This is a genomic window from Actinomadura rifamycini DSM 43936, assembly GCF_000425065.1.
Lineage (GTDB): Bacteria > Actinomycetota > Actinomycetes > Streptosporangiales > Streptosporangiaceae > Spirillospora > Spirillospora rifamycini.
Genome location: NZ_AULB01000007.1, coordinates 1 through 12,069 on the forward strand (window position 1 = coordinate 1; position 12,069 = coordinate 12,069).

Genomic DNA, 12,069 nt, shown 5'->3' on the forward strand with positions numbered 1-12,069 from the left:
CGTCGCCGGTCCCGGCGTCCGGTTCCGCGATCTCCAGGGCGGGGCCGTCCAGGATCCGCGTCCACTCCGGCAACTCCCCTGCCCGGACCGGACTCACGGCCTGCTCGGCGAGTTCCCGCGCCCAGCGCCGGAACGACGTCCCCACCGGCTCCAGCCCGCCCGGATCGGCGTACGCCGCCGCGAGGTCGGGCAGCAGCACCCGCCACGACACGCCATCCACCACCAGGTGATGCACCACCAGCAGCAACCGCCCCGGCGCGTCCCGCCCCGCGTCAAGCCACACCACCCGCACCATCGCCCCGGCCCGCGGATCCAGGTGATCGGCTTCGCGCTCCGCGAGTTCGCCGAGCGCCGCGTCGTCCAGCCCCGCCGCGGACACTCGCCGGACGAGGTCGCGGGCCGGCGTCGCCTCACCCGAGCCCACGGGCGGCACGACCAGGTGCCAGGACCCGCCGCCGGGATCCGCCTCCAGCCGGGCGCGGAGCATGTCGTGACGGTCGAGGACCGCCCGCACCGCCGCCACGAGCCGTTCCTCCGACAGCCCGGCCGGAACGCTCACCCGCATCGACTGGCCGACTCTCGCGGCAGGTCCGAGCGTCCGCGACCGTGCGGCCAGCTCCAGCATCACCGGGGTCGGCGGAACCGGGCCGCTCCCCACGTCCGGGGCCTCGTCGCGGCCGTCCGGGCGGGCCCGCACCGCCGCCGCCGCGAGCGCGGCCGGCGTCCGGTGCTCGAACACCTGCCGCACGGACACCACCAGCCCCGCCCGGCGGGCCCGCGACACGACCAGCATCGAGGTGATCGAGTCGCCGCCGAGCGCGAAGAACGAATCGTCGGCACCGACCCGTTCCAGGCCGAGCACGTCGGCGAACAGTTCGCAGAGCAGTTCCTCGTCCGGCGTCGCAGCCGCGCGCCCCGAGGACGCCCCCGCGAACGCGGGTGCAGAGAGGGCACTCCTGTCGAGCTTGCCGTTGCGGGTGACGGGGATGGCGTCCAGGGAGACGAACGCCGCCGGGACCATGTAGTCGGGCAAGCGCGCGTTCGTGAACTCTCGCAGCGTCGTCTCGTCCGCGTCGCCGACGATGTAGGCGACGAGGCGCTTGGTTCCTGGTTGGTCTTCGCGGGCGATGACGGCGGCCTGGACGACGTTCTCGTGGGCCGCCAGAACGGTTTCGACCTCGGCCGGTTCGATCCGGAATCCGCGGATCTTGACCTGCTCGTCGGCACGCCCCTCGAAGGCCAACTGCCCGTCGGGTGTCCACCGGGCCAGGTCACCCGTCCGGTACATGCGGGGCGAGCCGCCGAAGGGGTTGGCGACGAAACGCTCGGCCGTCAGGACGGGACGTCCGGCATAGCCGCGCGCCACACCTTCGCCCGCGATGTAGAGCTCACCCACCACGCCCGGCGGAACCGGATGCAGGAACTCGTCCAAGACGAAGACCCGGGTGTTGTCCAGCGGACGACCGATCGGCACGGCAGCCGGAACCTCGTCACCGTTCGCGAAGGGAACGTGAGTGGCGAACGCCGTCGTCTCCGTCGGCCCGTAGGTCGAACGGACCACCAGGTCAGGGTGCGCGTCCAGGAGGTTGCGGATCGCGGTGGACGACACGACGTCACCACCGGTCGACACCTCCCGGACACCCGCGAAAATCTCCGGCGACTGCTCCGCAAGCACCCGGAAGAGACCGGCCGTAGCGTGCACGTTCGTCACGCCGTGCTCGGCGATCAGCGCCCCGCGCTCGACCGCGTCCACCTTGCCGGGCGGAGCGATCACCAACCGACCACCGTGCAGGAGCGGAGCCCAGATCTCGTACGTCGACGCATCGAACGCATGGTTCGCCTGCACCAGCACGCATTCCACGACATCGTCACGCCACGCTCTGTCCAGCGCGAACGCGGCGACGTTGCCGTGTGTGACGGCGACACCCTTCGGCTCTCCGCTCGAACCGGAGGTGTACATGACGTACGCCAGATCGTCCGGCGAAACGACCACACCCGGAGCGTGCTCGAACGGCTGGAACGCATCGCCGTCCGTCAGCACGACCGACACACCGGCTTCCGCGACGATCGACGCCAGCCGCTCCTCCGGATGCGAAACGTCCAACGGAACGTACGCCGCCCCGGCCTTCAACACACCCAGCAACGTCGCGACCAGACCCGCAGACCGCTGCATCCGCACACCCACCAGCGACCCACGACCCACACCACGACCCGCCAAACCACGCGCAACGCCATTCGCCCGCGCGTCCAACTCCGCGAACGTCCACGACACACCACCATCGACCACCGCGACCGCGCCCGGAGTCCGAGACGCCTGCGCCTCGAACAGCTCCACCAGCGAACCGCCCGGCACCGCACACGCCGTCGCGTTCCACCCCTCCACCACCAGCCGACGCTGGTCCACCGACAGCACATCGAGGCCGCTCACCCGCACGTCCGGATCCGCCGCGACCTGCTCCAGCACCCGCACCAAACGCTCCGACAACGCCCGCACCGTCGGCTCGTCGAACAGGTCGGCCGCGTACTGGATCTCTCCGCCGAATCCCGCCGGGACGCCTTCCGCGTTGCGGTACTCGGCGAGGTCGATCGAGAGGTCGAAGCGGGCGGTGACGGTCTCGTCCGGCGGTGGCGGGGACACGCGCAGGCCGGGGAGGTCCCAGTGGTCCTGTTCCCGGGGTGCGCCGAGGAAGCTCAGCATCACCTGGAACAGCGGGTGCCGCGCCAGCGAACGCACCGGGTTCAGGTCCTCCACCAGCCGCTCGAACGGGACGTCCTGATGCGCGAACGCCGCCAGGTCGGTCTCACGCACGCGGCCCAGCAACTCGGCGAACGACGGGTCCCCGCCGACGTCCGTCCTCAGCACCAGCGTGTTGAGGAAGAACCCGACCACGCCCGCGAGGGCCGTGTCGGCGCGGCCCGCGATGGGGGTGCCGAGGGGGACGTCGGTGCCCGCCCCCATCCGCGACAGCAGCATCGCTAGGGCGGCCTGGGCCGCCATGAAGAGGGTGCCGCCGTTGCGGCGGGCCGCGTCGGCGAGGGCGGCGTGGACGTGCGGTTCCACCGACAGCGGCACGAGGCCGCCGCGGAAGGACGACCGGGCGGGGCGCGGCCGGTCGGCGGGCAGGGCGAGTTCCTCCGGCAGCCCGGCGAGGGCGCCGCGCCAGTGGCGGAGCTGGTCGGCGATCACGCTGCCGGGGTCGTCGGGGTCGCCGAGCGCCTCCCGCTGCCACAGGGCGTAGTCGGCGTACTGGACGGGCAGGGGCGGCAGGTCGGGGGCGCGGTCCGCCCTCCGGGCGGTGTACGCCGTCCGCAGGTCCCGGGCGAGGACGTCCAGGGACCAGGCGTCCATCGCGACGTGGTGGGCCGTGACGACGAGCACGGCCTCCGTGGGGGACGACGTCAGCAGCAACGCCCGCCACGGCAGTTCGCGGGCGAGGTCGAAGCCGCGCGCGACCTCCGCGGCGACGGCGTCCGCGACGCCGTCCGCGGCGACGGGGGCGACGGCCAGCCGGGGGCGGCCCGCGGGGCCGTGCAGGATCTCCTGGCGGGCGTCGCCGTCATGGTCGGGGAAGATCGTGCGGAGGGTCTCGTGCCGGTCCGCGACGTCGCCGAGCGCCGCTTCCAGCGCCGCGGCGTCCAGGTCGCCGGACAGCCGCAGCACGACGGGCACGGCGTAGCCGGCGCCCACGCCGGACTCCTCCAGCCGGTTCAGGAACCACATCCGCCGCTGCGCGTACGACGGCGGTACGACGTCGGGACGTTCGCGGGCGGTGAGGGGCGCGAGTTCGGCGGGGGCGCGGTCGGCGGCGAGCCGCCGGGCCACGCCGGCGACGGTCGGCGCCGCGAACAGGTCCCGGATGGCGATCTCGGCGTCCATGACGGCGCGGATCCGTGCGATGAGCCACATGGCCTGCAGCGAGTCGCCGCCGAGCGCGAAGAACGACTCGTCGGCGCCGACCCGGTCGACGGCGAGGACCTCGGCGAACAGCCCGCACAGCACCTCCTCGGCGGGCGTCGCGGGGGCGCGGCGCCCGGCGCGGCCGTCCCGTTCGCGGCCGTCCCGTTCGGGGGTGGGCGGGGCGGTCGCGCCGGCGGGGCCCGCGTCGACGAGGTCGCCGCCGGTCGTCCAGCGCGCCAGGCGGCCCGTGCGGTACATGCGGCCGGACGTGTAGGGGCAGGCGACGATGCGGGCGGCGGTCGGCGCGGGGCGGCCCGCGAACTCGCGGACCGCGTCCGCGACGTACAGGTCGCCGGTCACGCCGGGCGGGACCGGGCGGAGGAAGCCGTCCAGCACGAACACCGCGGTGGTGCCGGTGGGGCGTGCCGTCGGCGGGACGTCCGGGGCGGCCAGCGGGCCGTCCGCCGCCATGAGCCGCGCCGGGTCGACCCGCGCGGCGGCCCCGGCCAGGGCCCGGCGCGTCAGGACGGCGCCCCGGGGGCGGCCCGTCTCCCCGGCCGGGTAGACGACGCACGCCGCGAGGTCCGCGGGGAGCGGGACGTCCGGGGCGGCGGGCGCCCCGGCGGTCAGGTCGTCCCACACCAGCGGTTCGGCGCGGCCACCGAGGAGGGGCGTCGCGGCGCGGCGGCACACCGCGGCCGCGGGCGCCGCGTCGCGCAGCACCGCCGCGATCTCGGCCGCCGGACGGGCCGGGTCGACCGGCACGTACGCGGCCCCGGCCCGCAGGACGCCGAGCGCGGCGGCCGCGAGGTCCGGTGAGCGTTCCAGCACGACGGCGACGCGGTCCTCCGGTCCGACGCCGCGGGCGGCCAGCGCGTGCGCCAGCCGGTTCGCGCGCGCGTCGAGGTCCGCGTCCGCGGGGAGGACGTCGGCCGCGTCGGCGTCCGGGGTCCGCGCGGCCCGCTCCGCGAACGCGTCCGGCAGCGGGCGCGCCGGGGCGGGGCGGCCGCCGCCGTTCCAGTCGGACAGGACGGCGCGCCGTTCGGCGGGGGTGAGGACGTCGAGGACGGCGAGGGGGCGGCCGGAGTCGGCCGCGAACCCGTCCAGGATCCGCAGCAGCCGCCCGAGGAGCGCTTCGGCGGTCGCGGCGTCGAACACGTCGGGCCGGTACTCCAGGCGCAGCACCGGCCGGTCGCCGGGGAGGAGCGCCAGGCTGAGCGGGTAGTGCGCGACGGACGTCTCCGTCGCCTGCCCGGTGACGGGCAGCCCGCCGGGCTCCGGGGCGGCGTCCGGGTAGTCCTGCGACACCACGATGGTGTCGAACGCGGCGCCCGGCCCGGCCGCCCGCTGGACGTCGGCCAGCCCCAGATGCTGGTGCGCGATCAGCCCGGACCGCTGGTCCCGCAGGTCGGCGAGCAGGTCCGCGGCGGGCCGCGCGGGGTCGAGGCGGGCGCGCACCGGGACGGTGTTCATGAACAGCCCGACCATCTCCTCGACGCCCGGCAGCTCCGGGGGGCGTCCCGCCACCGTGGTGCCGAACACGACGTCGTCGCGTCCGGTGAGGGCGCCGACCAGCACCGCCCACGCCCCGAGGACCACCGTGTTCAGGGTGAGCCCGTGCCGCCGGGCGAGCGCGTGCAGCGCGTCGGCGAGGGCCGCGTCCACGGCGGCGCGGGCGTGCCGGGGCGGGACGTCCGGGGCGGCGTCCGCGCCCTCGGGCGCGACCCACGTCGGCTCGGTCGTCCCGTCCAGCGCGCGCCGCCACGCCGCGCGCGCCGCGTCGCGGTCCTGCCGGGCGAGCCAGGCCAGGTGGTCGCCGAACGGCCGCGCCGGGGGCAGCGCGGAGGCCTCGCCGCCGGCCGCGTAGACGGCCGACAGCTCCCTGAGCAGGATCGGGACGGACCATCCGTCGACGACGATGTGGTGCAGGGTGAGGACGGCGCGGTGCCGGCCGGCGCCGAGCCGCAGCAGCGTCATCCGGGCGAGCGGCGGCGCCGCCAGGTCGAAGCGGCGGCCGAGGTCGGCGGCGGCGATCCGGTCCGCCTCCCGCGCCGCCGCGCCGGGCGGCCGACCGGTCAGGTCGACCACCGCGAACGGCGCCGTCACGCGCCGCTCGACCGCCTGCACGGCGCGTCCCGTCCCCGGGAGCCGCCGTACGCCCGCGCGCAGGCCGGGGTGCCGGTTCAGCACCGCCTCGAAGGACGTGCGCAGCAGCTCCGCGTCGAGGTCCCCCGCCAGGTCGACGACGGTCTGCACCAGGTAGACGTCACGGGCCCGCTCGTCGTAGCTGGCGTGGAACAGCAGGCCCTGCTGCAGCGGCGACAGCGGCCAGGCGTCGACGACGTCCGGGCCGAGTCCGGCGAGCTCCTCGGCGGTGAGCGGCGCGGGCGCGCCCGGACCGGCCCCGTCCCGCTCGGGCGCGTCCTCCCCCGCCTCCGCCGCCGCCGCGAGACGGGCCGGGGTGCCGTGCTCGAAGACCTGCGCCAGCGTGATCGGGACGCCGGCGCGCCGCGCCCGCGTCACCACCCGCATCGCCATGATCGAGTCGCCGCCGAGCGCGACGAACGCGTCGTCCGCGCCGACCTCCGCGAGCCCCAGCACCTCGGCGAACACGCCGCACAGCGCGGTCTCGGCGGGGGTGGCGGGCGCGCGTCCCCGCGCCGGGGCCGCCGCGTCCGGTGCGGGCAGCGCCGCGCGGTCCAGCTTGCCGTTCGCCGTCACCGGCAGCGCGTCCACGATCACCACGGCGCTCGGCACCATGTACTCCGGCAGGCGCCCGGCCGCGTGCTCCAGCAGCGCCGCCTCCGTCACGCCGGCCGCGTCCCCGGCGGGCACCGCGTACCCGACGAGCCGCCGCGCCCCGGGACGGTCCTCCCGGGCCAGCACCACGGCCTCCCGGACCCCCGGATGGCCCGCCAGCGCCGCCTCCACCTCGCCCGGCTCGATCCGGAAACCGCGGATCTTCACCTGGTCGTCGTTGCGGCCCTCGTAGAGGACGGCGCCGTCCGCGGTCCAGCGGGCGCGGTCGCCGGTGCGGTACATCCGCCCGCCGGGCCCGTCCGGGCCGGGGAACGGGCACGCCACGAAACGCTCCGCCGTCAGCGCGGACCGGCCCGCGTACCCCCGGGCGAGCTGCACGCCCGCCAGGTACAGCTCGCCCGGCACGCCGGGCGGCACCGGCCGCAGGAACTCGTCCAGCACGTACACGCGGGTGTTCCACACCGGACGGCCGATCGGCACGACGTCCGCGGGGACGTCCGGGGCGCACGTCCACGCCGTCACCTCCACCGCCGCCTCCGTCGGCCCGTAGAGGTTCAGCAGCGGCAGCGGCAGCCGCCGGTGGAACAGCTCCACCAGGTCCGGCGGCAGCGCCTCCCCGCTGGCCAGCACCCGCCGCAGGCTCCGGCACCGGCCCGCGACCCGCTCGTCCAGCAGGAACGCCCGCAGCATCGGCGGGACGAAGTGGACGACGGTGACGCCCTCCCGCTCGATCAGCCCGGCGAGGTAGGCGGGGTCGCGGTGCCCGCCGGGACGGGCCACGACCAGCCGGGCGCCCGCCAGCAGCGTGCCGAAGAACTCCGGCACCGACACGTCGAAGCTCATCGGCGTCTTCTGCATCACCCGGTCGCCGGGCGTCAGCCCGTGGACGGCCTGCAGCCACGCCAGCCGGTTCGCGATCGACGCGTGCGCCACCTCCACCCCCTTCGGGGCGCCGGTCGACCCGGACGTGTAGATCACGTAGGCGGGGTGGGCGGGGCGCAGCGGCGCGGCGCGGTCGGCGTCGACCGGCGCCGCCGGGGACCGGGCCGCCAGCGCGGCCCGCACGCCCGGATCGTCCAGCACCAGCGTGGCGGCGCCCGCCACCGCCGGCGCCGTGCCGCCCGTGCACACCACCACGGCCGGGGACGAGCTCCGCAGCAGCAGCGCCGTCCGCTCCGGCGGCGCCGACGGGTCGAGCGGGACGTAGGCGGCGCCCGCCTTGACGACCGCCAGCAGCGCCACGATCAGCTCCGCCGACCGTTCCAGCGCCACCCCCACCCGGCGCTCCGGGCCGACGCCCCGGGCGATCAGCTCGCGGGCCAGCCGGTTCGCGCGCGCGTCCAGCTCGGCGTACGTCAGCGAGCGGCCCTCGAACACCACCGCGACCGCGTCCGGCGTCCGCGCGACCTGCGCCTCGACCAGCTCCGGGAGGGTCCGGTCCGGGAGCGGGCGCGCGGTGTCGTTCCATTCCGCCAGCACGCGGCGGGCCGTGCGCTCCTGGAGCAGGTCGACGTCTCCGGCGCGGGCGCCGCCGGCCAGCGCCGCGAGGAAGCCCGCGAACGCGGGACCGTCGGCGGCGCGGTCGCCGCCGTCCGCCGCGCACCGCACCCGCAGGCCGCCGCCCGCCGCGTCGCCGCGCACCACGAGCGACAGCTCGCCGGGCGGCCCCGCGGCGAGCTCGCGGGAGACCGCGGGCACGCCCGCGAAGTCCAGCTCCCGGCCGTCCAGGACGACGTCCACGACGGGGCCGAAGAACGGCCGTCCGCCCACCGGCCAGCGCAGCTCCCGGCGCAGGTCCTCGCCGCGGTACCGGCCGTGCGCGGCGGCCTCCCGCAGCGGGCCCGCCAGCCGCGCCGCCAGCTCCGGCAGCGTCGCCGCCGGGTCCACGTGCGCGCGGACCGGCAGCACGTTCACCGCCGCGACCGGCGCCGCCGCCGCGACCGGCCCCGCACGCCCCGGCAGGCAGACGCCGAACACCACGTCACGCACCCCGCCGCGCCGCGCCAGGAACGCCGCCGCGGCGGCGACCAGCACCGTCTCCGGCCCGGCACCGCACCGTTCCCCGATCTCCCGAACACGCGCCTCCACCGCCGCCCCGACCGCCACACCGTCCGCCCCGGTCGCGTCGGTGCCGGTTCCGGTCGCGTCGGCGGCGGGGAGTGGGGGTGGGGGGAGTTCGGGGCGGTCGGCGAAGAGGGTCGTCCAGTGCTCGCGGTCGCGGGTGCGGTCGGGCGAGTCGCGGTAGGCGTCCTCCTCGGCGAGGACGTCCGCCGGTGCGGGGAACGGGGACGGCGGTGCGGGCGTCCCCTCGGTGAGCGCCGTGTAGATGCGGGCCGCCCGCCGTTCGAGCGGCGGCACGGCGTGGCAGTCGAGGAGGACCGGGTCGTAGCGCTGGTACCACAGGCAGCGGTCGCCGGCCGTGCGCAGGACGGCCTGGGCGAGCGGGCCCGCGGGCGCGGACCGCTCGGCCTCCGTCCACGCGCGGGCCGCCGCGTCGGGGTCGGGCTCGTCGCGCAGGTCGACGACGGGCACCTCCGGCCCGTCCGGCGGCGGGACGAGCCGGGGCCCGTCGCGCGTCTCGCGGACGGCGGCGTGCAGGCCCGCCTCCACGACCGCCGCGCGGACCGCGTCCGCGAGGCGGCCGGCGTCCACCGGCCCGGCGATCTCGACCAGGGCGGCGACGTGGTGCGCGGCGCCCGGCGCGCCGAGCCGCCTCCCGAGCCAGACGTCGTACTGGGCCGCGGTCAGGCGGCGGCCGTGCATGCCTTCAGTCATCGGTGATGCCCTCATCTGGTGCGACCGGAATGCCGGACTTCACCCGCGCGGAGGCGGGCCCATCGGTCCCCTCGGACCCATCGGCGGCGGGCCCATGCCGGGGCCCGGCGGCGGACCCATGCCCGGACCGGGGGGCGGACCCATGCCGGGGCCCGGCGGCGGACCCATGCCCGGGCCGGGCGGCGGGCCCATGCCGGGGCCCGGGTGGGGCGCGCCGGCCACGGCGGGCTCCGGGAGCCGGTCGCGCTCCGGGTCGGGGCGCGCCGCCGCGAACTGGGTGCGGCACAGCTCGGCGTACAGGCCGCCCGCGTCGAGCAGCTCCTCGTGGACGCCCGACTCGATGATGCGGCCGCCGTCCACCACCAGAATCCGGTCCGCCTCCCGGATCGTGGACAGCCGGTGCGCGATCACCAGCGACGTCCGTCCCCGCAGCGCCGTGCGCAGCGCCCGCTGCACCTGCGCCTCCGACTCCGAGTCGAGGTGCGCGGTGGCCTCGTCCAGCACCACCACCGGCGGCGCCTTGAGCAGCAGCCGCGCGAGCGCGATCCGCTGCTTCTCGCCGCCCGACAGCCGGTAGCCGCGCTCGCCCACGACCGTGTCCAGGCCCTCCGGCAGCGCCGCGATCACGTCCCAGATCCGCGCCGCCTCGCACGCCTCCCGCATGTCGTCCTCGGTCGCGTCCGGGCGCGCGTACAGCAGGTTGGCGCGGAGCGTGTCGTGGTACAGGTGGGCGTCCTGGGTGACCATGCCGACCGTCTCGCGCAGCGAGTCGAGCGTCAGCTCGCGGACGTCGTCCCCGCCGATCCGGACGGTGCCCGCCTCGACGTCGTACAGCCGCGGCACCAGGTGCGTGATGGTGGTCTTGCCCGCGCCGGACGGCCCGACCAGCGCGGTCATCCGGCCCGCCGGAGCGGTGAACGTGACGTCCCGCAGCACCGGCGGGTTCTCGCCCCGCTCCGGCGACGGCAGCGCGATCGACTCCAGCGACGCCAGCGACACCTCCGCCGCGGACGGGTAGCGGAACGCGACGCCCTCGAACCTGATGTCCGGGGCCGCCACCGCGCCGTCCGCGTCCCCGCCGCCGTTCGCCTCGGCGACCCGGACGGCGGCGACGGGCCGCGCGTCCGGCCGCTCGGCGATCAGCGGCTTCAGGTCCAGCACCTCGAAGACCCGGTCGAAGCTGACGAGCGCGGTCATCGCGTCCGCCTGGACGCTCGACAGCTGGTTGAGCGGGGCGAACAGCCGGGTCAGCAGCGTCGCCATCGCCACCAGCGTGCCGATCTGCACCGCGCCGTCGATCACCAGGGCGCCGCCCAGCCCGTACACCAGCGCCGTCGCGAGGGACGCCAGCAGCATCACCGAGATCAGCATCAGCTCGGCGTACACGGAGGTGACCACGCCGATGTCGCGGACGCGCGCCGCGCGGCGCGCGAACAGGTCCGCCTCCTCGTCCGGGCGGCCGTACAGCTTCGCCAGCAGCGCGCCCGTCACGTTGAACCGCTCGTGCATGAGCGAGCCCATCTCGGCGTCCTGGTGCATCGACTCGCGGGTGAGCCGCTGCAGCGGCCGCCCGACGAGCCGGCCCGGCAGCAGGAACAGCGGCAGCACCAGCACCGCCACCAGCGTGATCGGCCACGACAGGTAGAACATCGTGCCCAGCACCAGCAGCAGCGTCAGCACGCTCGGCACGGCCATGGACAGCAGCGAGGTGACCGCCTGCTGCGCCTGGATGACGTCGGTGTTGAGGCGGCTGACCAGCGCGCCCGTCTGCGCGCGGGTGAAGAACGCGAGCGGCTGCCGCTGGACGTGCCGGAACACCTCCGTGCGCAGGTCGTAGATGAGCCCCTCGCCGATGCGGCCGGACAGCCGCGCCGCGGCGAGCTTGCCGGCCGCGTCCACCAGCGCCAGGACGGCCGCGGCCGCCGCCACCCACACCACCACCGCGGTGTCGCGCGGGATCACCCCGTCGTCGATGATGACCTTGAACAGCAGGGGGATCGCGACCGTGATCCCCGCGCCCAGGACGGTGATCGTCAGCAGGAGGATCGCGAGGCCGCGGTACGGCCGGACATAGGGCAGGATCCGCCGGAAGGTGCCGGGACGGACCCGCTGCCGGGTCACCTCCTCGCCTCCCATCCCGCGGATCATCACGGGTCCCGGGCCGCCGATCACGACGAGGTCTTCTCGGGCTCGGCCGTTCCCGCGCGGCCCGCCTCGTACTCGCGCATCTCCTCGACGAGGCTGCGCGGCCGCATGTCGGTCCAGTTGGCCTCGATGTGGTCCAGGCACGCCTGCCGGGTGTCCTCGCCGTGCGCGATCTCCCAGCCCTCCGGCACGTCCGCGAACGCCGGCCACAGCGAGTACTGGCCCTCGTCGTTGATCAGCGCCAGGAATCGTCCGTTCTCGTCATCGAACGGGTTGGCCATGATCTCTCCCCTGCAGATTGCGAAAGCGGCCCTTCCATTTCACGCGTCACGATAATGAGGCCGACAGGCCCCTACAAGGCGCCAGAAAATGGACGCGCGACCGTCCAACCGTGCATTTTTCCGGTTGGACGGCCGCCTTTTCCGCGCAGTTCTCGGCCGCGCGGTCCGCGCGCGGTCGCCGCCGCCGGGAACGGCGCGGAGCCCACCGGA

The 12,069-nt window shown here is 76.3% G+C and carries 3 protein-coding genes; all 3 read right to left on the reverse strand.

The genetic code is table 11. The annotated features are described in order from the left end of the window. Positions 1–9,433, reverse strand: a 9,433-nt coding sequence (locus tag H505_RS39505; RefSeq protein WP_169528788.1) for a non-ribosomal peptide synthetase, incomplete at its 3' end; no start/stop codon positions are given. A 39-nt stretch (positions 9,434–9,472) separates the two neighbouring features. Continuing rightward, entirely contained in the window at positions 9,473–11,569 is a 2,097-nt protein-coding gene (locus tag H505_RS0102815; protein ID WP_245592418.1) for an ABC transporter ATP-binding protein, read from the reverse strand. A 32-nt stretch (positions 11,570–11,601) separates the two neighbouring features. After that, positions 11,602–11,859, reverse strand: a complete 258-nt coding sequence (locus H505_RS0102820) for an MbtH family protein (protein ID WP_026400754.1) — start codon at positions 11,857–11,859, stop codon at positions 11,602–11,604. Positions 11,860–12,069 lie beyond the last annotated feature (210 nt).

Coding starts and splice junctions, on each gene's coding strand:
- H505_RS0102815 (WP_245592418.1), bottom strand. CDS start 11,569: ATGGGAGGCGAGGAGGTGACCCGGCAGCGGGTCCGTCCCGGCACCTTC.
- H505_RS0102820 (WP_026400754.1), bottom strand. CDS start 11,859: ATGGCCAACCCGTTCGATGACGAGAACGGACGATTCCTGGCGCTGATC.